Raw genomic sequence first — 23,809 nt, 5'->3', positions numbered from 1 at the left:
GAGGCGGTGGCTGACAAGGTTCAAGAGTCTATGCCGTTTTGGAACACGTAGCACTCGATGACGGATTCTTCATTCTCGTCCGGGCAACGAGTCCTTCTCAACGGAACGCCGGCTGAAGTCATCAAAACACAGACAGTCGGCGAGATCGAATATTTGAGAGCATACATCGACGGGGAAGGCGTCAAGACTGTCTGTCTCGACGATGTAGAGATTCAGCCACAGCAGTCCGGAATCGAGGAGTTGGCCAACCAGCGAATCGACGACCTTCATCCGGATCACGATGCGGTCGCGGCGCAGTGGTTCGACCTCCGGACGCAGGCGACGAAGCTCAAACTCGCTCACGAACAGGGACAGCTCCTGAGCATCTCGAACTCGCTCGTTCGACTGGAGCCGTATCAGCTTGACGCCGTAAACTGGGTGATGCAGAAGCTCCGGCAGCGGGCGCTTATCGGTGACGACGTCGGGCTCGGGAAAACGATAGAGGCGGGCCTCGTCCTCAAGGAACTCGCTGCACGGAATCGTGCTGACCGCGTCCTGTTCGTCGTTCCCGCCCACCTCCAGAAGAAATGGATCCGGGATATGGACCGCTTCTTCGACATCGACCTGACCGTGGCAGACCGCGCGTGGGTGGAAGGTGAGCGCCGACGGCTCGGCGAGGAGGCTAACATCTGGGCCCAAGACCAGCAACGGCTCGTCACCAGCATGGCGTTCCTGCGGCAGGACGAGTTCCGGCCTGCACTCCGGGACGCGTTCTGGGACGTCGTCGTGGTCGACGAGGCCCACAAGGCTGCAAAGCGGGGGGATTCACCGAGCAAGACGGCACGGATGATTGACGCCGTCACGGGGAACTCCGACTCGTTGCTGCTTCTCAGCGCGACGCCACACGACGGGAAGGGCGAGGCGTTCCGCTCGCTCGTGGAGTACATCGATCCGTTCCTCGTCGCCGAAAACCAGGAACTCTCACAGGAAACAGTCGACCGCGTAATGATCCGTCGCGGGAAGACCGACATCTACGACGAGGACGGTGACCGCGTCTTCCCGGACCGCGAGGTCAACTCAGTATCGGTCTCGATGACTCACGACGAACGACAGTTCTACCGGGCGGTCACCGACTACGTGAAAAACGTCTACAACCGCTCGGAGAAGCTGAACGAACCCGCGGTCGGGTTCGCGATGGCGCTCATGCAGAAACGACTGGTGAGCAGCGTCGGCGCGATTCACGCGACGCTCCGACGACGACTGGACGACCTTCTCGACGAAGAGGCAGAAACAGACGGTCTTTCCGAGGAAGCACGAGCCTACCTCGACGGCGAGGACCTAGACGAGGACGACAAGCAACACGCGGAAGACGAGATCGCCGGTCTGACCGTCACTAGCACCGACGAACAGCTCCAAGAGGAGATCGATACGCTCCGCGACCTCGTGTCCCTGGCGGAGGATCTACCGGTCGACTCCAAGGCCCAGAAAGTCAGACGGTTCATCTCCCAACTCCTCGAGGAACAGCCGGACGAGAAACTCCTGTTGTTCACGGAGTACCGCGATACGCTGGACTACCTTCTCGAATTCGTGCAGGACGAGCCGTGGGCCGACGAGATTCTGGTGATTCACGGCGACGTTGACAAGGACGAACGGACCCGGATCGAAGACGAATTCAATCACGGGCAGTCACGACTCCTGTTCGCGACCGATGCAGCGAGTGAGGGGATCGATCTCCAGCACAGCTGTCACATCATGGCTAACTACGAGCTTCCGTGGAACCCGAACCGCCTCGAACAGCGGATCGGCCGCATCCATCGCTACGGACAGGAAGAGGAGGTCAAGGTCTGGAACTTCCTCTTCGACGACACCCGCGAGAGCGAGATCTTCGAAATGCTCCAGACCAAGGTCGAGGAGATCCGCTCCCAGCTCGGAAACACAGCGGACGTGCTTGGCATCCTCGACGACATCGACGTGGATTCGCTCATCATGGAGTCCATCGAGAACGACGACCCGCCGAGTGCGACCAAAGCGGAACTCGAGGAGCTGATCGAGGAGCGCCAGCGGACGCTCGAGGAGTGGTACGAGCGGAGCCTCGTCGATACGAGCACCTTCGACGCGGAGAGTCGCCGGCAGATTCAGGAGGTCGTCGACGAGTCAGCGGACGTCTACGGAAGCGAGGGAGACATCCGCGAGTTCTTCGAGCGAGCAGTCGAAGCCTTCGGAGGCGAATTCGAGAAACGCGGTACCAACCTCTATCAAGCCGAGTTGCCTGATGGGATCAATTCGCCCGGCCAAGATGCGACGTTCGGCCCGTTCACGTTCGACCGCGACTTCGCGATGGATCACGAGGACATCACCTACCTCGCTCCGGACACGGACGTCCTGCAACGGCTCATGGCACGCGTGTTGGAGGACGAGCGCGGTGCGGTCGGACTCAAACTGCTGCCGTTCGTCGACACGCCGGGGATCACCTACAACTATCGCGTAGCGTTCGAGGACGGCACTGGCGATGTGATTCGAGAGGAGACCATCCCCGTCTTCGTGGATGCGACGCAAGAGGACGCTCAGCAGGCGCTTGGTGAACGTGTCGTCGAGGGCGATTCGGTAGCAGCAAAGCCCGACGTCGACGGCTTGCGAACGGTTCTCGACGCTCAATCCGACTTACGGACGGCCGCCGACCGGTACGTGAGCGTGCGTGTCAACGAGATCAAGAACCATCTTCAGGAGAAACGTCACAAGGAGACCGCCCAGGAGTTGGAGAATCTCGAGGAGTATGCACAGGCGGAACGAGAACGGATCGAGTCCTTCATCGAGGAGTACGAGCGCAAATCCGACGCCGGCTCGGATATGGACATCGCGATCCGTGGCCAACAGGAGCGACTTGAACAGCTCGAAGAGCGAATCGAGACACGTCGCCGTGAATTAGAGCGCCGAGAACAGATCATCTCACTGGCGCCCGAGGTTGAGAACTACTGTTTGACTCTCCCATTATGAATCGGTTTCTGAACGAGACTACCCCAGTGTCGGAATTCCGACGGGCTCGCTGACAGTCGGCTGAATAATTTTCCTTCCGAGAGCGCGTTCGTGGCCGCGCAATCACAGAACCGATAGACTGCAAGCCGATATCACAACTGTTTTTGTTACCAACTGTGTACCGGTAGGTGGGTTCTGGTCCTCGCTCCATTTCCCCCTTGAATCCGATTCAGATCATCGATTGGCCCGAGTCCAGAACCTGTCGTCGTGGATGACGACTTCGAATGGTGCGTTGCACGCCACTCCCCCCCGGCTGCCCACCATTCCGTTGCTGACCTGAGTGAGGAGATAGCAGCCCTCGTGACACGTATCCGGGAGTTCGTCTGCCGTCACTACCAGTCTCTCCAGCAGCGGGGCGGCCACAGACTGGTTCGAGTATATCAGCGTGACCCTGGTGTAAGACATCGTAAGCTCACGTATACACATTGGTGCGAGCATCACGGTCAGGCAGGAGATCCACTCCGGTATCCGGGCCGCACCGACGGCCCCGATATCCTGCTTCCTTGCGGAATGACTTGTCTCGCGACGCTGTATCCGTCGATAGAGGCACTCTTGACTTCCTCCACACGACTGAAGTCGTGGGATTCCCACGGCACCGCACCGCTTGATTGGGATATTATGGTTCACGGAACGACCTGTTCTTGTGGGGCTACTTGCCCCGTGGATTTGTCGAACAGGTATACCGATGGCTGAGCCAAGCAGCCGTTACTCCTATCCTTCGCAGGACTCGGAGTTACCGTTTTTCGCATATTCTCTGCCGCGTTCAGGTCACTGTTCGCAACTAAGTCGCAGTTTGCACACACGTACAGGCCACGTTCAACCCGATTTGAGTTAGCTTCCGTCCCACAGTCACAGCAGGTTTTCGATGTTTTCAATCCTGCTTCGTCCACACGCACTACGTCGATACCGCGTTCGTGGGCTTTGTACTCGATGTGGTTGAGCAGTGTTTCAAACGCCCAGTCGTGCAGGCGTTTGTTGCCGTGTCGTCCCCAGTCTTGGTCGTCACGGATGTTCTTCGGATGGCCGACTGCAATTGTCTCAACACCTCGGTCAGCACACTGCTCAACAATGTCTTTCGAGAGAGCGTGTAGGAAGTGTTCTTGTCGCCGGGATTTCTTCTGTCGTGCCCACTCTGCGTGGTCGCTGGGGCCATTCTCGCCTTCCGTGTCGTATTCCTGCTGTCGGAAGTAGTGAGCGTCTTCTTTCAGGGCGTTCCCTGGATACAACAGCGTCTCGTCACCGACAGAGACAGCCGCAGTGTTGCAGATACCGAGGTCAACACCTGCTGTCTTCTCACCGGGCGTCTCAGGCGTCTCAATCCGCATTTTACAGACGAAACGTAGCTCCCACTGCTCACCAGTCCAGACAGCACGCACCGTCTGGACGTTTTCAACAGCGTCAAGCGTCTGGTCGTCTGCTTGGAGTGTGTATTCACAGAGTATGTAGTCGGCGGCGTATCGCGACTCTTTCATGTTCGTGCCCTTGGAAAGTCGGACACGGTTGTACTGCGTGTCGAGTTTGAAGCCCTGGTTTTTCCACGTCATCGTCGAGCGTGGGTGGTCGTCGCCGTGTTTGCGGTAGCCGGGTGGGTTCGCCTCCGGGTCGTCTTGTTCGTACCACGAGACGAACGCCTCACCGAGTTCTTGAAGAACTCGCTGACTAGATTGGCTGTGCAAGTCTGCATAGCGTTCGTGGGTTTTGAGGTACGAACAGAGTTCGTCGGCGTCTGGAATGTGGCCGATAGCGTCCCAGACACGCGAGATCGTCCATCGCCCGACGTTCCACAATTTCGACGCGGCAAAGCCATGCGAATCGAGGTCGTCACAGACTTGCGAGTGGTTGCAGATACTCGCTTTGAGTGTCCGAGTGACAACCTGATTCGACATATGTAAGCATAGTATTTTTAATTACATAAACGTTGGACATCTCGGCGTGGAATATCCAGCCGTGGCTACGAGCGTAGAGAGATGCCCAGTTGTCGGCTTCATCCACACCCGTAAACGGGTGGGCTTTCGCCTCGCTACTGCTGTAAAACGGAGAGTGGGGAAACCAGGTTGGCAGACACTGGCGTTGGCCCCACTGGCAATATACAGCCCAAACATATAAGTTTTTTGATAGATAATCTACAATATTATGTATTTAGCTAGACGGATAATAATAGGCGATACGAGCGGACTGCTCGCCTACATTACTTTCTTGCGCAGATAGGCCGAGATGGCTTCACTGATGAGCACAAGGCCCAGAATCGAGATGAGGATCGTCAGGACTGCTTCCCAGTTGAAGTAATTGATCTCAGTCTGGAGCGGGACACCGATCCCGCCTGCGCCGACGAACCCGATGATCGTCGACGCTCTGACGTTGATATCCCATCGAAGCGTCGCGACACTGATGAACGCCGGCTTGATCTGTGGAACGATACTGTAGATGAGCACATCAATCGGCGATGCTCCAGCTGCAGTGATCGCTTCGACAGACCCGCGGTCGATCTCCTCGATGGCTTCCGCGATTAGCTTTGCAGTGAACCCGATCGATCTGATCGAGATCGCCAGCACGCCAGCGAGGGCCCCAGGGCCGAAGATAACCACGAAGATCAGCGCCCAGATGATGACGTTGACCGAACGGGTGAACGAGATGATGAACTTCCCCAGCAGGTACGCCGGCTTGTTGGGCGACGTGTTACTGGCTCCGAGGAACGCAACCGGGATCGCCATCACGATGGCCAGTGCCGTCCCCAGGATGGAGATATTGATCGTCTCGAGCAGCGGCCCGACAATCTCCCGGGAGTACCCCACATTGGGGGGATACATCCGGCCGAAGAGGTCGGCCAGCTCACGCGGGGCAGTCACGGCGTAGCCGTAATTCACTTCCATGGCGCGCCAGGCTGCGACGAGAATGACGAGTCCAGCTAGCAGCCCGAAGAACCGGAGTAAGCGCTCACGGCGGTCGAACCGGCTCCAGGAGTCAGTGCTGTTTGACATTATTGGATCCGCCTCCGAGCGAGAGCGCTGACACCTTCACCAACCATGACGATGGCGACGATGACAGCGATAATTGCCATGCTAAACTGGTAATCGTACTTATCGAAGGAGTTCAGCAGCGTGATACCGATACCACCCGCTCCGACGATTCCGACGACAGTGCTGTGTCGGAGGTTGATGTCCAGGCGGTAAATCGACAGCCCGACGATCCGGGGCATTACCTGCGGGAGAACGCCGTAGAGATACGTCTGAACGGGCGTCCCGCCGGCAGCAGTGATCGCCTCCATCTGCCCACGATCGATGTCTTCGATCTCCTCTGCGAGGAGTTTCGCGAAGAATCCGATCGTTTTGAACGCGAGGGCAAGGACACCAGCGAGCGGACCGAATCCGACCGCTTTGACCATAATGATCGCAACAATGAGCTCGTGGAGTGAGCGCGTGACTGCAACGATGCTGCGACCGACGTAGTAGACTGGCTTCGGCGAGAGGTTATTTGAAGCCATGACAGCGACCGGCACGCTGACGATGATGCCGATTGTCGTGGCGACAATCGTCATCACGATACTCTCGACGATCCCCTGTATGAGGAGGTCTCGCTGCGACGGAGTGTACGCTGGTGGGAGCATACTCGTGACGAGTTCGACACCAGCTCCGATCCCTCGCACGAACCGGCTGGGGGAGATCCGAAGGTTCCAGAAGCTATACGCGAAGAACAACAAGATAAGCCCGTAGATGAGATACTTGACTTTCTTGTTGTAGAAGACTGTGGGCCGCTCCCAAGATCCTTCAACGGCCGATCCAGATTCAGCAGCCATATTGATTAGTCACCTCGTTCAGCAATGACGTCGTCAGAGCCGGTGCTGCTACCAGCACTCGGCTCCTCGCGGTCCGCAATGGATTCACCACCGCGATAGATTTCGTCTCTGGCTGCCTGATCCAGATCGTCAGGTGGGCCGTTAAAGACGATCTCACCGTCACTGAGTCCGATGATCCGGTCCGCGTAGTCGACCGCCAGATCGACTTCGTGGATGTTGATGATGATCGGGATATCGTCTTCGTGAGCGATGTCCGTCAAGAGGCTCATAACCTCCCGGGAGGTATCGGGGTCCAGCGCACTCGTCGGTTCGTCAGCGAGCAGAATTTTCGGCCGCTGAATGACGGCACGGGCGATACCGACGCGCTGTCGCTGGCCGCCGGAGAGTTCGTCTGCACGGTTGTTCTCGACGCCCTCTAGGTTCACCCGACTGAGGATCTCCCGTGCGCGCTTGATATCCTCTGGTGGGAAGTTCCGACGGAACGCGTTCCACGTACTGAGATAGCCAAGGCGGCCGGAGAGTATGTTCTCCATCACCGTGAGGCGCTCGACGAGATTGAACTCCTGAAAGATCATGCCCATATCGCGACGGACATCGCGAAGGGCTGATTTGTCCAGGCCGGTCACCTCTGTATCATCGAGCGAGACACGCCCGCCAGTTGGCTCGGTCAGCCTGTTGATACTACGAACGAGCGTGCTTTTTCCGGCCCCGCTTGGCCCGATGATCGCGACGATCTCGTTACCACTGACTTCGAATGAGACACCTTTGAGTGCTTTATCACCGGAGTCGTACGTTTTTTCCAGATTATCTACAGTGAGCATTATTCGGTTCTCTTCTTAGCCTTCGATGTTCTCGGTGTTGTACTTGATGTCGTTGTTCTCCTGAATCTGGAGGATGATATCGTAGACAGTGGCGTAATCAATCCCCGTCCATTTTCCGCGACCGCCGAATACCTCCGCGATCTTGGTGTCCGAGTAGTCGTAATCGAGGAATGCCGCCCTGATGCCTTCCTGAATTTCTGGTTTCAGGTTGTAGCGGTAACAGAAGCTCGTTGTGGGGAACGGATTGCTGGCCCACACGACTTTGAGATTCGACGGATCAATGTTGTCCGCCTCCGCAACACGCGTGACACAGGTGCTACAAACGGGGGCAGCGTCGTAGTCGTCGTTTGCCACACCGAGGATGCTCTGTTCGTGCCCGCCAGAGTAGCTCACTTCGTAGTCGTCTCCCGGAGTAACGCCCTGGTTCGAGAACAGCGCACGCGGAGCGAGGTTCCCGGAGTTAGACGACGGTTCGGCGTGTGCGACACGCTTGCCTTTGATATCCTCAAGCGACGAGATGTCGTCGTTATCCGCCTGTGTGGCGAGCCACAGCCGATAACCGAAGTCCCCCTCCTTCGAGATCTGGAGCGAGAACGGGACAGCGCCGGCCAGATTCACAGCGAACGGCGTTGGCCCAGTGGAGAACCCGGCGACGTGGAGGCGCTCGGATCGCATCGCCTCAATCTGGGACGCGTACGAGTTGAGGGGGAAGTACTTGACCGATTTCCCCGTCTCTTCGGCGATGTTGTCCATCAGCGGTTGCATCGTATCCCGGTAGACTGCCGGGTCCTCCGTCGGCGTCATCGCAAACGCGATGCGGTCCGGGTCAATCAGGTCGTCTTGATTATCGGGAGTACTCTGGACGGGGTTACCGTAGCGGGGCTTCTCGCGCTCCTTCATGTTCTTCAGGTCCTGCAGGGAGCCCGTCTCGAACCCTGCCTCGATGAGCGTCTGCATCAGCTGCGGGAACTCCGGGTTCGCCGGATCGAACTCGGGATAGTTGGTACTCTGTCCGGAACTACCGTCACCACTACTGGAGCCGTCACTGCTATCAGTGCTGTCACCACCAGACGCTTCGGTGTTCTGGCTACTCTCCTGAGAACAGCCTGCAACGCCCGCTGCAAGCGCAGTAGCGCCAATTTTCAACACAGATCGTCGGTCAACTGGGTTTTGTTTCATTGTCGACGCAGACATGTGCGAAACCTGGGTTAAAAAGTATTTATGTTTAAATCTGACAAAACAACAAACCCGTCATACCGAGTTTTACGCGCTCTTCATATAAAAACTAGAATAAGTATTAGATTTAGACATATGAAGGATACTGGACACTAAGCAGTAATCGAGGGCGACCTTCGAGTTCCGCAGGGGCCACGGCAATATTCAAGCGATCCTCAAGGCCAACACCTATTACCCATCAGTATATTTGTCTCCATATAGAATATAGTAGTATATAGACTATATAAAAATGACGGAACCACCGTTTGTAAGATAAGATGACTGTAATGAGTGCAATCGCGAATACGGCTGCTTTCGGAGGTATAGAGGGGATAACTGTCGATACTGAGATACTCCACCTATTTATTGCAGGTGCACTGGGTATGCTGCTCGGGCTCGAACGAGAGTGGGCCAACAAGTCTGCGGGAATCCGAACGTTTACGCTGACGAGTCTGGTCGGCGCTGCCGCAATGTCACTCGACGAGAGGATACTGCTTGCCTTGGGAGGGGCATTGGTTCTCGTGCAAGGGGGGTTGCTCGGGATCCGGGGAATAGTCGCACAGTGGACCAGCGACGATAGTGAGTTGGAGTTCGGCCTGTCTCTGACAACCTCGACCTCGTTACTTGTCGCGTACGCGGTCGGGATACTGGTCGGAGCCAATCACGTTCTGATCGGCGTCATTATTGGCATAACGTCGTCGTTCCTGCTAGTCCTTCGGCGGGAGCTACACGAGTTTGCGAACCAGCTATCGCGAGAAGAAGTACGCAGCGCAGGTGAGTTTGCGATCATCTCGTTTGTCGTGTATCCGCTCCTGCCTGGCGGGACGTACGGGCCATGGGACGCGATTGATCCGAAACTGGTCTGGATGCTCGTGATCGCAGTCAGTGGGATCGGGTTTGTCAACTATATCGTGATGCAGCGATACGGCAGCAAGGGGATCGCCGTAACTGGCTTCTTCGGCGGGCTGGTGAACTCCACTGCCGTGATCGGCGAAATCGCGGGCCGGGCAAAGAACAATGCGGGGATCACAGAGCTCGCAGTCGGAACGATACTGATAGCCGACGCGGCGATGGCGGTCCGTAATTTAGCGATCATCGTTGCATTCGTCCCCGAGTCGGCTGTCAGCGTTGGACTCCCGCTCGGCCTGATCGCGATTAGTGGCGTCGGACTCGCATATTACGATAGCGACTGGGAGGGAGATCTGGAACTGGATTTCGACTCGCCGTTTAGCAGCGCGAATGCGCTGAAATTCGGACTGCTCTTCCTCGCTGTCTTGATTCTGACTGCCGGAGCACAGCGCATCTTCGGAACAGCCGGGTTCCTGATTACGAGCTTCCTCAGCGGCATCGTATCGAGCGGCACGACGACAACGACCGCAGTGACGCTGACGTCGACGGGTCAGATATCGCCGGCAGTAGCGGCGCAAGGCGTGCTGGCCGGGACGCTCTCCAGTATACTCGTTAAAATCGGGTTTGCAGCGAGTATCAACCGCTCACTGCTAGCGCCGGTGGTACGAAAGTCACTCTACTTGTCGCTGATCGGAATCAGCGGCGTGGTTATCAGTATCCAATTGATATGAACAGTCAAAGCTATCAGCGTGTTTCGAGGGTCGCCGCGGCCCCTGCGGCAGAGGAAGCGCCTGTGGTCACGTCGGCAGCGGCTTCTGCCGAAGCGTCACTGTTCGAAATGGAGGAACTCTAGATGACGTACACCAGTGCCATCATCGACCTCGACGGGACGATCTATCGCGGGGATTCGTTAGTCGAAAACGCTGCAGAGGGAGTGCGGACAGTACGTAAGGCGGGGCTTTCGACGCTGTTCGTCACGAACAAGCCGATCGACCGCCGGGAGAAGTATTGCGAGAAACTGAACGCACTGGGCATCGAGTGCAGCAGTGAGGACATAATCACGTCCGCCACTGCATCAGCGGACTATCTATCCGCGCAGCACCCGGAGCGCGAAATCTACGTCATCGGCGAGGACGCTCTGGTCGCGGAGTTGCGTGCCGCTGGATTGAAAACGACGTCCGACCCCGAACGAGCGGGCACTGTGATCGCATCACTTGATTTCGGTTTCGATTACCAGGCGCTACAAGATGCGCTAATCGCACTTACGGAGAACGACGCGCTTTTCGTTGCGACCAACCCGGATCGAACGTGCCCGGTAGATGGTGGTGAGATACCCGATGCAGCAGGGATGATCGGGGCAATAGAAGGAGTTACCGGGCAGGAATTGGATCAGTTGATCGGCAAGCCGTCCAACGTAATCCTTCAGATGGCGCTGGAACGGCTCGGTGGCGAGCCGGAGCGCTGTCTCATGATCGGTGATCGCCTCGGGACAGACATTAGAATGGGGAACCAGGCCGGGATGGAGACGGTACTGCCGCTAACTGGCGTTACCAGTACGGCGGACGTAGAGGAGAGTGACGTGAGCGCGGACCACGTCGTGACCGACCTTTCAGAACTGGCAGCTATCGTAGAAAACGGACAGTAGGTCCGGAAACAGGAGAGTAACTGTTTCCAGGGTCTCGATACCCAATTCTCAGTCGAGCACTCCGGGGTAGTCAGCGATGATTCCGTCGACACCGGCCTCGACCAGTTTCTCCGCCTGATGCCATGTCGTTATCGTGTACGGGATTACCTTCCGACCTTCCTCGTGTGCGGTCTCGACCAGATCGATCTCGGCGAAATCCGGGTCTTCGAGATAGTAGTCCTCGTTGAAGAAGGGCGTGTTCATGATCATATTGTACGGCGGCTGGATGTACTCCGCGTCCAGATCACGGACGATAGCAAGACCGTCCTCGATTGAATCCCAGAACAGGTACGCAATTGGAATACTGGCGTCCGCGTTTCGGACGGACTCCAGCGCAGCCTTCTGGAACGACTGGATGATAACGTCGTTTTCGTGATGCGAAAGGACTTCGAGTGCCTGTTCCGTGAACGGGTCCCAGGTCTCGACATCGGATTCCGACGCGTCGTCGTCGGGAGAGACACCAGCGGCCTTCCACTCGATGTCGAGTGGGATACTGTCCGGAGTCGCTTCGACGAACTCGTCTAGTCGGGGGATCGTCTGTCCGCTGTCACGGATTTCAGCGTTCAGAACCGTCTGCACGTCGTTCTCCCAGACGTACCCGGATTCGTCTGTCAGGTCGTCGAGCTTATCGTCGTGGAAAACGACGATTTCGAAGTCCTCACCCTTCCAGGGCTTCCCGCCCGCAGGCACGAGGTCACATTCCATCATATCGGTATTGTACTCGTGACTGCTGGGACCGCCGTACGCCGCCTGCTGAACTGCGGCGATGGTGTTTTGCGGATACAGCCCGCGGTAGCCACGGTGTGCAGCGAGGATCGGTGGAGAAGCGATAGGCGGTTCGGTACTGCTGTGATCGTTTTCCCTGCCAGCCGCAGTGCCTACAATGGAGCCCAGTGCGGCAGCAGACGTACTCTTCAGCACGGTTCGTCGGCATATGTCTGGTATTCGAACCATTCCGTGGCCTATTACCTACACAATCTATATATAACTATTGATTGCACATATCAGTATATACCATTGCGTTTTCTTGAGTTTATTTGGGTTATACAGCAGTAGAAACGGCTGCAGAGTGAATGTATATATCAATATATAGCATAATACCGGTTGAATCCCAGCTTTGTTGAGTTGAGACTACATGTAGCAAGCTAATCGGACGGAACTGGGCTTGCACAGCGCTCTCGCTAGCAGCGGCTCTGGGACAGTGCTCTGCCACTATCCCGTGGTCGATTCCGGTCGTCGCGTTCGAGAAGACCACAGCACCGGATCGAACCGAAAGTGTCGGTGCTCGTCGCTTCTATCGGAGGATCGAGAATCGGGCGGAAAACCTAAAGAGTGCTATCGATGGGGCCAGTTTCTTCGGGTGGTTGCGCCGCCGCTGCGTGATAGATGGCCGCGCCCGTCTGTGGGTCGAACAGGTGGAGCCGCTCAGTCTCAACTGTCAACGCAACTCGGTCGCCCGGCTCGACGGCCGTTCGGGGTTCGGCGTGTAGTTTGAACTCCTGATCGCCGGTCCGACACTCCAGCAGGAGGCTATCACCGAGCGGTTCGGTGACGGTTACTTCAGCGGCGAACGAGCTTCGGTCGGCCGAATCAGCTACCGAAAGGCTCTCCGGACGAACGCCTAGCAGCGCCTGTCCTCCGGCGACTGTTTCCAAGCCGTCGCCCTCGGGTAACGGGATGCGAAACGTCGGCCCGACGGCCTCGTATTCAGTGCCATCACTGGAGATATCCACGGCGAGCATGTTCATCGCGGGGTCGCCGATGAACTCCGCGACGAACCGAGTCTCGGGGTAGTCGTACAGCCGCTGTGGGCTGTCGACTTGCTGGATGCGGCCGTCGTTCATCACCACCACCCGGTCACCGAGCGTCAGCGCCTCTGTCTGGTCGTGGGTCACGTAAATTGTCGTGGTCTCGAATTCGCTGTGGAGTTTCGCCAGTTCAGCCCGCATCTTGATCCGGAGTTTGGCGTCGAGGTTCGACAGCGGTTCGTCCATGAGGAACACCTCCGGGTCCCGGACTAGTGCGCGGCCGAGTGCGACCCGCTGGCGTTCGCCCCCGGATAGCTCGCCTGGCTTTCGGTCGAGCAGGTCGTCGATGTCGAGCACCGCTGTGGCTTCTCTCACTTGGCGGTCGATTTCCTCGTCACTGAAGTCGCCAGCCGACTTCATCCCGAACGTGATGTTCCGGCGCGCGGTCATGTGCGGGTACAGCGCGTAGTTCTGGAACACCATCGCGACGTCCCGGTCTTTCGGTTCGACAGCGGTGACATCCTCATTGCCCATCTGGATCGTGCCGTCAGTGGCCCGCTCTAGCCCGGCGATGAGCCGAAGCGTGGTGCTTTTGCCACACCCACTGGGCCCGACGACAGTCACGAACGCCCCGTCCGGGATCTGGAGGTCGATGTTTTTCACGGCGACGACACCATCGAATTCCTTCCGTACGTTCTGTAAGGTTACGTCAGTCATTGGTATCCTCTCATTTTTGTTGGATCGTAAACGTCTCCAGCAACTGTCGTCGGAACAGCACTAGCAGCGCCAGCGGTGGCAACAGGGTCAGTATCGACCCGGTCATCACCATTGACCAGGCCACTTCGCCGGTGCTGGCCTGTCCTCGAAGCAGATTCAGCCCAACCTGTGCGACCTGCAGGCTCTCAGCGTTGATGATCACCAGCGGCCAGAGGTACTGGTTCCATGTGTAGACGAACATGATCACCGAGACGCCCACGAGGACGGCACGGGACATCGGGACCAGGACCGACCACAGAAACCGCAGCGGACCGACACCGTCGACCTTTGCCGTCTCGACGAGCGAGGCCGGAATCGACAGGAAGTGCTGGCGCAGGATGAAGACGGTCGTCGCACTGGCCAGATATGGGACCGTGATAGCGAAGATCGTGTTACCCATGCCAAGCTCCGTCGTCAAGCGATACAGTGGCACAAACCTGACCGGGACCGGGAGCAAGAGCGTAAAGAGAATAAACAGGAACACGGCGTTCTTGTACGGGAACCTGTAGTAGACGATCACCAGCGCGGCCAGCAGCGACACGATCAGCTTCCCGACGACGACGGCGACAGACATCACGAACGAGTTGAGCATGTACCGCCAGAATTCGAGGCCAATGAGAGCACGCCGGTAGTTCGACAGCGCGTGGCCACCGGGTGCCAGATCGCCGATAGAGGTGACGATTCCGGCCCGCTTCGTGGAGACGAGGGCCGCGATCAACACTGGCAGTACGATCAGGAACGCGACGGTAGCCGCAAGCACATGCAGCGTGAGCTGCTCAGTCTCGAATCGCCGGATGCGCTCGCTAGTCATTCGTCCCGCAGTACGGGAGCGCTCAGCGGCAGTAGTCAACGCAGTGAGGAGTGACCCGAGCATGTTAGCCTCCGTAGTAGGCGTACCTGTCGCTCAGCCGGAACTGGCCGTACATCAACAGCCCGACAGCGACGAACAGCACCACGGACTTCGCCGAGGCGAACCCGAACTCGTAGAACTGGAAGGCGGTCCGATAGAGGTCGTAGATGAGAATGTTCGTCGCACCGGCGGGACCGCCCTTGGTCATGAGATCGACCATCGCGAACGTACCGAAGAAGCCGTAGATCGTGTTCATGATCACCAGGAACACGAGCGTCGGCGAGATGATCGGGACGTACACGCGGAGCAGTCGCTGCGTTCGGGAGACGCCGTCGAGTTCGGCCGTCTCAGTCAGCGACTCGGGGACGTTGCCGAGTGCGGCTGTCATGAAGATAACGTTGTACCCGACCTGCTTCCACACCGCTGCGATCAACACGACGACGAACGCCTGTGGACCGTTGCTGAACCAGTTGACATCGATGCCGAGAGCCTCGATGTAGCTCGTGAAGATGCCGATGTTCGGGTGTGCGATGAACAGGAACACCAGCCCAGCGACTGCCGGCGGCAGCGCGTACGGCCAGATGACCGCCACCAAGTACAGTCCCTTCCCGACTTCGATCTCGTGGATGAGAAAGGAGACACACAGGGCAACGGCCATCACGCCGACGACGACACACGCAGCGAACAGGACCGAGATCATGACGCTCCGGAGATACTCCGCGGAGCCGGCTAACCGCCTGTAGTTCTCTAGCCCGACGAACACGTCACCCCGGGCGAGCGAGGCCTGGTAAAAGCTCAGCCCTATCGCACGGACCGTCGGGTAGTAGAGGAACACAAGCGACACGAGCATCGTCGGTAACAGCAACACACCGGCCTCCAGGCGGTCTGTGAAGACTTCGCGCGTGGACATTAGCTGTAGTATCGGTCTAGTTCGTCTTCGACGGCCGATTTCAGCTCGGAGAGCCCCTCGTCGACGCCGACCTCGCCGCTGAACAGCTCGACCGACATATCCTGAATTGTTGTCTGGACCTGACGAGCCGGGCCGATGAGCATCCGTTTCGTCGCCGCCGTGTTCTCGGCCTGTGTCAACTGGTCGAACGCGGTTCGGTACATCGGGTTCTCCGCAAACCAGCCGTCGTTCTCGAGCTGCTCGACAGCGGACTGTCGGATCGGGTAGTAACCAGTTCCCTTGTGCCAGGTGATCTGTGACTCCGGTCGACCCATGAATTCGAGGAAGCTGCCGATGTCGTCCTGCCGCTCCTGTGGCAGTCCAGAGGGAACGAACCACGAAGCCCCGCCGATAACTGGCCCGGTCCGGTCGCCGTCAATCGTCGGGTAGAACGCGTTGTCGACCTCGAACCCGTTCTCCTCCGCGCCGGAGCGGATACCAGTAACCGATGCCGTCGAGGTCATCAGCATCGCGGCTTGCCCGGTGAGGAACGTGGACGTTGCTTCGCCCCAGGCCTCGATCCCGGGGTTGCTGAACAGGCCGTTGTCGGCCATCTCGTGCCACCACTCGTACAGCGACCGGGCCGTCGCGTTGTCCGTTCGCATCGTCGTCGGCTGGCCGGCGTGGCCGTTCTCGGCGTCGAGGAGCGTCTCGCCGTCGACGGCGTAGAAGTGCTCGACGAACCAGACGTGGTTCGGCCAAGTGAGACCGGCGTCGGTGACGCCTTCGTCGACGAGCGTCTGCGAGTAACTTCGGACTTCCTCAAGCGTGGTCGGCGGACTGTCCGGGTCGAGTCCGGCTTCCTCGAACGCCGACCGGTTGTAATAGAGGATGGCGTTGGAGTTGTTGAACGGCATCGACGTAAGCGTCCCATCGATAGTGAAAAACGAGGTCACGTTCGACAGGAAGTCATCGACCGGATAGTCGTCGGAGAGCAGGTTCTCGACGGGCTCGACGGCGTCCGTATCGAGGACCTGTTGGGCGAACAGGCTGTCGATCTGGAAGACGTCGGGGACCTCGCCGGAGTCGAGTGCGCTCAGTGTGTTCGTCAGCACCCCCTCGTAGGAGTCCTGAAAGACGAGGTTCGCGTCGATGTCCGTCTCGGACTGGAACTGGTCGACCAGCCCCTGCAGCGTCTCACCGTTGGTACCACCCATGGCATGCCAGATGGTGAGGCTGTCTTCGTCGACCGGCCGGACACTGGCACCGCTACTACTGCTACATCCGGCTAGCCCCACGGTCCCAACCGTGAGTGCAGCCCCCGAGGTTTTCAGAATCGACCGCCGCGATACATGGTCGTACCCGCCACCACATTGAACCATACCCTTTGCCAGCAAGGCATGAAAAATGAATGATTATAATTGCTCTCTATAGCAGACAGTACGCGTATATGGGCGTCATAACTGAACGATAGACGTAGCAAGTGAGCGGCTGGCTCCCGAGTCTCCGTGCGTTTGGAGGCTCCCCAGTCACGCCGGAGTGAACACGTTCGAAGCGTGCTTCGAAATGGCAAATGTATTATCTTTTCACTCACGGGCGACTGATTCGGCGTATGCTGAACCAGCCGTTAATTGTCTTATGCGCTTACCGGGTGATGTGACACTGTTCGACGGAACTACACTCAACGAGTTGTCGTTAGACAACCGAGTTGGCCTCGCGCCGATGACACGGGTGAGCGCCACCGACGACGGCCGTGCGACGGCGGAGATGGCACAGTACTATCAGCGGTTCGCCGACGGTGGGTTCTCGTTCCTTATTACAGAGGGGATCTATCCAGACAACGCATACAGCCAGGGGTATCTGAACCAGCCAGGTCTGGCGACCGACGCACAGGCAGCGGCCTGGCAACAGGTTACCGAGGCGGTCCACGACGCTGGTGTCCCGATTTTCGCCCAGTTGATGCACGCCGGAGCACAGAGCCAGGGGAATCCACATGTCGACGGGGAACAGACCATCGCCCCATCGGCGGTGCAACCGGACGGACAAAAGGCCGAAGCCTACGGCGGGAGCGGTGACTTCCCTACGCCGAAAGCAGCCACGGTCGACGAGCTAGCCGACATCCGTGACGGGTTCGTTACCTCGGCGCAGAACGCCATCGAAGCGGGGTTCGACGGTGTCGAGATCCACGGTGCGAACGGGTATCTGCTTCACGAATTCCTCTCGGGAGAGTTCAATCAGCGTGATGACGAGTACGGTGGTGAGCCTGCGAACCGAGTGCGCTATCCGCAAGAGGTTGTCGTTGCGGTCGACGAGGCGACACCCGCCGATTTCGTCGTTGGCATCCGTGTCTCACAGTCGACCGCCCTTGACGAGGACCACCGGTGGCCCGAAGGCGAGGACGCCGCAGCGGTGTTCTTCGAGGAACTGTCGATGGCCGGCGCCGACTACATCCACGTCACCGAACCCGATGCGACCACGCCGGCGTTTGGCGACGACGGACCGACGCTGGCCGAGGCCGCGGCTACCTACGCAGCGGATGAGACAGTCATTATCGACAACGGCGGGCTCGGAACGCCTGACGCGGCACGCGAGAAGGTCGATGCCGGTGCCGACCTAGTAACGCTGGCGACGAGCGCACTCGCCAATCCGGACTGGCCTGAGAAGGTCTCGGAGGGTGAAGAACTGACCGCATTCGACCCTGCTGAGTTCCTCGCTCCGTCCGCAGAACTCTCGGAGCATGAACTGCAGACAAGCGGTGCCTCGGCCGACGACTGAAGCAGTCTGGACACCAGATACCGCGACGCGAAAGACGGTCCGAACGCCGATTCGAGGGGTGAGTTAGATCGGAGACGAGCGACCCCGGCGGCACCTGCGATGCTATGTTCGTCGTTCGACGGCCCAATGTTTCAACTATCGATAAAATGGGAATTACTAACTAGGCCCGCAGAGATATGGGAGGTACGAATGCCAGATCCAGTCATCGCGTCGGTCGGTGCCTCGCCGCTCGGCCGCACAGACCTCCCGGGCCGCGACCTGTTTTCGGTCGCACTTGCGGAGGCGTTCGACGACCTGCCCGACCCTGCCGACATCGTCGAGGCGGTGTACGTCGGCAACCAGTCGGAGACCTACGAACACCAGATTATGCAGGGGACGCTGCTGGCCGAGTGGGCCGGCCTCCGACACGTCCCCGCCGAGCGAGTCGAAGGGTGTGCCGCCGCGGGCGCGCTCGCGCTACGACACGCGGTCAAGGACGTCCGTAACGGCGAACACGAGGCCGTGCTCGCGTGCGGCGTCGAGAAGATGACGTCCGCGGGCACCAGCGGTGCGACGGACGCGCTCTCGGCGGCGTTCGACCGCGCCATCGAGCAGCGTTCCGGCATCACCGCCCCCAGCCAGTACGCACTGCTCGGCCAGCGGTACCTCCACGAGACCGACGCCACGGAACGCGACCTCGCCGAGATCGCAGTGAAGAACCACGCCAACGCCGCTCGCAACCCTCGGGCACAGTTTCCGAAGGAAATCGACGTCGCGACCGTCTTAGAGTCCGACCCCGTCGCCCCGCCGTTGAAGCTCTACGACTGCGCGCCGGTCGGGGACGGTGCCGCCGCCGTTCTCGTGACGACCGCCGAGATGGCGGCCGACCTCGACCAGCCGCAGGTGCGCGTCGCGGGTAGCGGGGCCTCCGCGAACAACATCGCGGTCGCCGAGCGGGACATGACCGACATCGCGGGCGCTCGGATTGCTGCCGAGACGGCCTACGATGAAGCCGGTATCGATGCTGAGGCCGTCGATATCGCCGAGGTTCACGACGCCTTCACCGTCTGCGAGGCGCTGCTCGCGGAGGCCGCCGGCTTCGCTCCCGCGGGAACGGGCTACCAGAGCTATCAGCCGCCAGCGGAGCGGGCTGACGGCTGGACAGATGTGCAGTTGAGCCCGAGCGGCGGCCTGAAGGCCCGCGGTCACCCCATCGGTGCGACCGGGCTCTTGCAGGCGCTCGAAGCCTACGAACAGCTCACGGGGGCCGCGGGCGACCGGGCAGTCGAGGATGCCGAGACGGCCCTGTTGCTCAACGAGGGGGGCGTCGCGGACGCGGTTACCGTTGGCCATGTGCTCACGACGGCGGAGGCACCATGACTGACGGCGATCTCGATGCCAGCGGAGACAGCATGACTGACGGCGGCCTCGATGCGACCGACCCGCGGACGCTGCCGGGCTTCTTCGACGCGCTCGCCGATGGCGAACTCCTGGGCGGGGTCTGTACGGACTGTGGACAGGTCCTGTTGCCGCCGCGACCGGCCTGCTACGCCTGTGGCAGTCGCGCCGTCGACGTCGAACCACAGTCCCCCGAGGGTCAGATCTTCTCGTACACGGCGGTCCACACGCCGCCGCCGGCGTTCGCAGCGGACGCGCCCTACACGGTCGCCGTCGTGGAACTCGCGGACGGTGGCCGCCTGCTTGGCCGCGTTGCCGCCGACTACGCCGATGTCACTATCGGCGACGCGGTCGAACTCACGGTGCGGGAGCCGACGGCCACAGAGCGTGAGGTCGCGCTCGACTACGAGAGCGACTGGCCGGTCCACGTTTTCGAACCGCGGTGAGGGGCAGGCCGACTCCACAGCGATTATCGGTGAGTGACCGGGAGCCCAGTCTGGTACGAGCGAAACTGGAGAGGGGCACTGAGGTGAGGAGACGCGCGTAATACGCTGAAAATGGTTATTAGGGCGCTGCCGGGTAGCTGACAGATGGACGGGTGACCGACAGTACGTACTGCACCACTACTCAAAACCTCTGGATACACAGCGTCTCTCCACCAGTTGTCATAATGGGTGTGTCTATTCGTGCCGGCGGTTCTCAGTCGCAACTGTGGCGAAGTCACAGGAAAAGCTCAACAGCGAGCGCAACCGCCGCCAGGAATAGCCAGAACCCGAGAACAAGTATGGCAAACCACTTTCGTCCATTCCCCGACAAACTCGGCGTTTCTGAGGGATAATACGGAGCTAATGGATTATTTGGCTGTGGTTTTTTGTCGGCCATAATGGACAATGCAGCTTCAAGTCGTATTACGGTTCTGGATTCAGTCAATCCGCACGCTTACCGAGCGGTTGTCTTACTCTCGCTCATGAATAAAGTCTACTCCGGGTATCGTCTGTCGGCGTAAGTTTGGGCCGTGTGGTTCATCGCTGTGTCGAGTCGATAGATATCTCAGCCGACTCTCTGGCTCGACTGGAAGTTGTGGATGGTCTGCCCCAACAACTGTAACAGGAATGTGTCCACACCCCCACCCCACTGGTTCCGCTGTTAGGGAATAAATAGACGGCACCACCCCCATGGGAGGGGGTGCTTTGCTATTTTGTGATAACGTCCTACAGTTGTGGTTTCTTGCCGAGACACTTGAAGTTATTCACTAGCTCTAGAGATATTCAGGCCGCGATCTGGATAGGTCACCACCAACTGCCAGTCCTAACAGCGGAACCAGTGGGGTGGGGGTAGGGGTCGAAGAAGAGGTATCCCAAGATACTCGTCCTGTTCAGGGTGGCGAAACAGCGTGGTCCCACACCGTATACCCCTTTCCATCGAGCTAACAGCGGAAGTAGTGGGGTGGGTGTGTCGCTCTACAGCTACAATCCCGCGAAATCCTGCTGTCTAACCACTCGCAGTTACTCGATCCCGTTCCTCGACCAGGGAACTTCTCGGCTACCGCGCTAACAGCGGAAGCGGTGGGGTGGGGGAGTAGGAGGGTCGCTATCCCATTTCTCATCTAACAGCGGAAGTAGTGGGGTGGGGGAGTAGGAGGATTGCTATCCCATTTCCCATCTAACAGCGGAAGCGGTGGGGTGGGGGAGTGGTCAGTCAGGTGCCCCCTCTCATCTAACAGCGGAAGTGGCGGGGTCACTCATTTATATACTCAACCGAACAGCGGAAGCAGCGGAACCAAAGGTTAAGACACTCCGTGTTGCAACTACACACAAATGAGCGATATTACGTTTTCGCCCACCTCCACAATATTCGAACAACGCGAGGCACTACTCGAAGAGTGGACTCCTGAGGAGCTCGTCGGACGTGACGAGGAGCTCCAGAAGTATCACGCTGCTCTCCAGCCAGTCATCAACAACGAAACTCCGTCGAACATCTTCCTGTACGGGAAAAGCGGTGTCGGGAAGACTGCTGCCACCCGATACCTCCTCTCCGCCCTGGAACGCGATGCAGCAGATGTCGACGGACTGGACCTCAGTACGGTCGAAGTCAACTGCGATGGACTCAATTCGAGCTATCAGGCCGCGGTCGCAATCGTCAATACACTTCGTGATCCGGCGAATCAAATCTCCAACACCGGATATCCACAGGCTTCAGTGTATCAATTCCTCTTCGACGCACTCGATGACCTGGGTGGCACGGTACTCATCGTTCTCGACGAAGTCGATCACATCGAAGACGATTCGCTGCTGTACAAACTTCCCCGCGCCAGATCGAACGGTGACATCTCCGAAGCGAAACTGGGCGTCATCGGTATCTCGAACGATCTCGACTTCCGCAATCAACTGTCCTCGAAAGTCCGGTCGAGTCTCTGTGAAAAGGAAGTGTCTTTCTCGGCGTACAACGCCAACGAGCTTCAGCTCGTTCTGAAACAGCGTGAGGCTGTCGCGTTTCAGGACGATGTCCTCGATGACGGCGTCATCGAAATGTGTGCTGCGTACGGCGCGAAAGACTCCGGGGACGCCCGCCAGGCTCTGGACCTCCTCCTTGAGGCCGGAGACCTCGCTCGGGAGTACGACGATGAACTCGTAACGGAACATCACGTACGCGAAGCCCGGCAGCGGCTTCAGACCGACCAGGTCGTTGAAGGTATCCGTAACTACTCCGATCACGGCCAACTCGTTCTCTATGCGCTCACCGGGCTCGCCAAAGACGATGACACGCCAGCCCGGACACGAGACATCCTGGGTGCGTATCAGGAGTTAGCCCGTGATGAGGGTCTGGACCCGGTTTCAGAGCGTTCCGTCCGTGACTATCTCGGTGAACTCACACAACTCGGAATTGTGTCCTCGACGGAGTACAACCGGGGGAAAGGCGGTGGCAAGTACAAGGAATTCGAGTTAGAGCAATCCATCAGTTCGATCAAAACGGGCCTATCAGAACTCCTGCAAAAAAGTCCGTAACCCCACCGCTTCCGCTGTTAGCCACCCCACTGGTTCTGCTGTTAGACGGAGAGCAGACATAGACAATCTCTCCGACGGAATTCCGTACCGCGAGCGACAAGCCGTTGAGATCCAACGAATGCGGGGCCCGATACCGATGACGTGCTCTGACTGTCGTCAACGCTGAGCGGAGCGTCCCGAAGTCAAGGCTGAACGGCATCGTCCCGACGTGTTTTATCGAACCGCTGCTTACGATGCGTATGCGCGAACTCGTTTTCGCTCTCGACTACGAGCCGGGCTGCAACAGGGTTGCAGACGCTCTCGCCGAACACCCCAACGTCCGTGTCCGCTCGCTCTCGCTGCACGCCACTGCTGACCGTCTCTGGCGCGTCGACCACGCTACCGGAACTCCCGAGGCACTCGACGCCATCGAAGACGCCTTTCTCACCAGCGACTACTACGCCGACTGTCTCGCCACCGAGGACTGCGGAGCCACCCAGACCACTCGCGTCCTCGACCGCGCCGACGACACGCTTGTCCTCTACTCCGACTGGGAACGCACCCCCGCCTGTGCTTCGGTTCCCCACATCGCCCGCGATCACCTCGGAGAGGGCGTGCTGTTCGAGACGCGCCATGAGGGGCATCACTATACGTGGCGGCTCATTCATTCCGGCGAGGGTGACGTGGCCGCGTTCTTCGACGACCTCGCGGCGGCAGTCGGGGAAAGTGCCCAGATGGAGATACTCCGCACTGCGGACACGACGGCGTCGATGCGAGAATCCGACGGGACACAGGGTGCCCTATCGCCGGAGCAAGAGGCCGCACTCCGGGCCGCTGTCGAGCACGGTTACTACGAGTCACCCCGAGAGGTCGACGTCGGCGAGTTAGCCGAGCACCTCGATGTCCCCCGGTCGACGCTCACCTACCGACTGCGTCGGGCTGAGGAACAGCTGGCGAAGCAGTACGTCGCGGGCAGGCGAGTGGGCGAGGAGTCCTCGGTATCACGTTGACCCATTGGGTTGGAATATTCCAACAAAACCTTATCGAACTCACGCG

18 protein-coding genes are annotated in these 23,809 nt (G+C 58.9%); 8 read left to right on the top strand and 10 right to left on the bottom strand.

Annotated elements, in window-relative coordinates; translation table 11 throughout:
* Positions 1-57 precede the first annotated feature (57 nt).
* A complete protein-coding gene (locus VI340_RS18390) occupies positions 58-2,973 on the top strand; it encodes a helicase-related protein (protein ID WP_336358911.1) in 2,916 nt (971 codons plus the stop codon).
* Between the two features lie 662 nt (positions 2,974-3,635).
* Here the strand turns inward: VI340_RS18390 and VI340_RS18385 are convergent.
* From VI340_RS18385 to phnD, 5 genes are all read right to left on the bottom strand, one after another.
* Positions 3,636-4,898, bottom strand: a complete 1,263-nt coding sequence (locus VI340_RS18385; RefSeq protein ID WP_336358910.1) for an RNA-guided endonuclease InsQ/TnpB family protein — start codon at positions 4,896-4,898, stop codon at positions 3,636-3,638.
* Between the two features lie 297 nt (positions 4,899-5,195).
* Positions 5,196-5,990, bottom strand: a complete 795-nt coding sequence (phnE, locus tag VI340_RS18380; protein ID WP_008308309.1) for a phosphonate ABC transporter, permease protein PhnE — start codon at positions 5,988-5,990, stop codon at positions 5,196-5,198.
* On the bottom strand, positions 5,990-6,805 hold the full coding sequence (phnE, locus tag VI340_RS18375; protein WP_008308311.1) for a phosphonate ABC transporter, permease protein PhnE: 816 nt from the start codon (positions 6,803-6,805) through the stop codon (positions 5,990-5,992). The genes phnE (VI340_RS18380) and phnE (VI340_RS18375) overlap by 1 nt, the downstream gene beginning before the upstream one ends.
* Positions 6,806-6,810: 5 nt before the next feature.
* Entirely contained in the window at positions 6,811-7,626 is an 816-nt protein-coding gene (gene phnC / locus VI340_RS18370; RefSeq protein WP_008308314.1) for a phosphonate ABC transporter ATP-binding protein, read from the bottom strand.
* A gap of 15 nt (positions 7,627-7,641) precedes the next feature.
* Complete coding sequence (phnD, locus tag VI340_RS18365; RefSeq protein ID WP_336330904.1) at positions 7,642-8,820, bottom strand: phosphate/phosphite/phosphonate ABC transporter substrate-binding protein; 1,179 nt, start codon at positions 8,818-8,820, stop codon at positions 7,642-7,644.
* Between the two features lie 299 nt (positions 8,821-9,119).
* On the opposite strand from phnD, the gene VI340_RS18360 reads away from it, so the two are divergent.
* Positions 9,120-10,421 (top strand): MgtC/SapB family protein, encoded by a 1,302-nt coding sequence (locus tag VI340_RS18360; RefSeq protein WP_008308317.1) that lies wholly within the window; start codon positions 9,120-9,122, stop codon positions 10,419-10,421.
* A 122-nt stretch (positions 10,422-10,543) separates the two neighbouring features.
* Positions 10,544-11,335 (top strand): HAD-IIA family hydrolase, encoded by a 792-nt coding sequence (locus tag VI340_RS18355; protein WP_336358909.1) that lies wholly within the window; start codon positions 10,544-10,546, stop codon positions 11,333-11,335.
* A 48-nt stretch (positions 11,336-11,383) separates the two neighbouring features.
* On the opposite strand, the gene VI340_RS18350 is transcribed toward VI340_RS18355, so the two are convergent.
* From VI340_RS18350 to VI340_RS18330, 5 genes are all read right to left on the bottom strand, one after another.
* The gene (locus VI340_RS18350; RefSeq protein ID WP_336358908.1) at positions 11,384-12,328 is read right to left on the bottom strand and encodes a glycerophosphodiester phosphodiesterase; all 945 of its coding nucleotides are present in this window, start codon (positions 12,326-12,328) and stop codon (positions 11,384-11,386) included.
* A gap of 371 nt (positions 12,329-12,699) precedes the next feature.
* Entirely contained in the window at positions 12,700-13,839 is a 1,140-nt protein-coding gene (locus VI340_RS18345) for an ABC transporter ATP-binding protein (RefSeq protein ID WP_008308320.1), read from the bottom strand.
* A 10-nt stretch (positions 13,840-13,849) separates the two neighbouring features.
* Positions 13,850-14,752 (bottom strand): carbohydrate ABC transporter permease, encoded by a 903-nt coding sequence (locus tag VI340_RS18340; RefSeq protein WP_336358907.1) that lies wholly within the window; start codon positions 14,750-14,752, stop codon positions 13,850-13,852.
* Between the two features lies 1 nt (position 14,753).
* Positions 14,754-15,638, bottom strand: coding sequence for a carbohydrate ABC transporter permease (locus VI340_RS18335; RefSeq protein WP_336330902.1), 885 nt, complete (start codon positions 15,636-15,638; stop codon positions 14,754-14,756).
* On the bottom strand, positions 15,638-16,834 hold the full coding sequence (locus VI340_RS18330; RefSeq protein ID WP_336330909.1) for an ABC transporter substrate-binding protein: 1,197 nt from the start codon (positions 16,832-16,834) through the stop codon (positions 15,638-15,640). The genes VI340_RS18335 and VI340_RS18330 overlap by 1 nt, the downstream gene beginning before the upstream one ends.
* Before the next feature lie 421 nt (positions 16,835-17,255).
* On the opposite strand from VI340_RS18330, the gene VI340_RS18325 reads away from it, so the two are divergent.
* From VI340_RS18325 to VI340_RS18305, 5 genes are all read left to right on the top strand, one after another.
* Positions 17,256-18,392, top strand: coding sequence for an oxidoreductase (locus VI340_RS18325; RefSeq protein ID WP_442905128.1), 1,137 nt, complete (start codon positions 17,256-17,258; stop codon positions 18,390-18,392).
* A gap of 189 nt (positions 18,393-18,581) precedes the next feature.
* Positions 18,582-19,751, top strand: coding sequence for a thiolase C-terminal domain-containing protein (locus tag VI340_RS18320; protein WP_008308328.1), 1,170 nt, complete (start codon positions 18,582-18,584; stop codon positions 19,749-19,751).
* Between the two features lie 32 nt (positions 19,752-19,783).
* Positions 19,784-20,215, top strand: coding sequence for a Zn-ribbon domain-containing OB-fold protein (locus tag VI340_RS18315; protein ID WP_336358973.1), 432 nt, complete (start codon positions 19,784-19,786; stop codon positions 20,213-20,215).
* 1,371 nt (positions 20,216-21,586) lie between these two features.
* Positions 21,587-22,774, top strand: a complete 1,188-nt coding sequence (locus VI340_RS18310) for an orc1/cdc6 family replication initiation protein (RefSeq protein WP_008308330.1) — start codon at positions 21,587-21,589, stop codon at positions 22,772-22,774.
* 239 nt (positions 22,775-23,013) lie between these two features.
* Positions 23,014-23,763 carry a helix-turn-helix domain-containing protein gene (locus VI340_RS18305; RefSeq protein WP_008308331.1) on the top strand — a complete coding sequence of 250 codons (750 nt, stop codon included), beginning with the start codon at positions 23,014-23,016 and terminating at the stop codon, positions 23,761-23,763.
* Positions 23,764-23,809: the final 46 nt, after the last annotated feature.

Source organism: Haloarcula sp. CGMCC 1.6347, assembly GCF_037078395.1.
Lineage (GTDB): Archaea > Halobacteriota > Halobacteria > Halobacteriales > Haloarculaceae > Haloarcula > Haloarcula amylolytica.
This window is presented reverse-complemented; position numbering and strand designations above follow the sequence as displayed.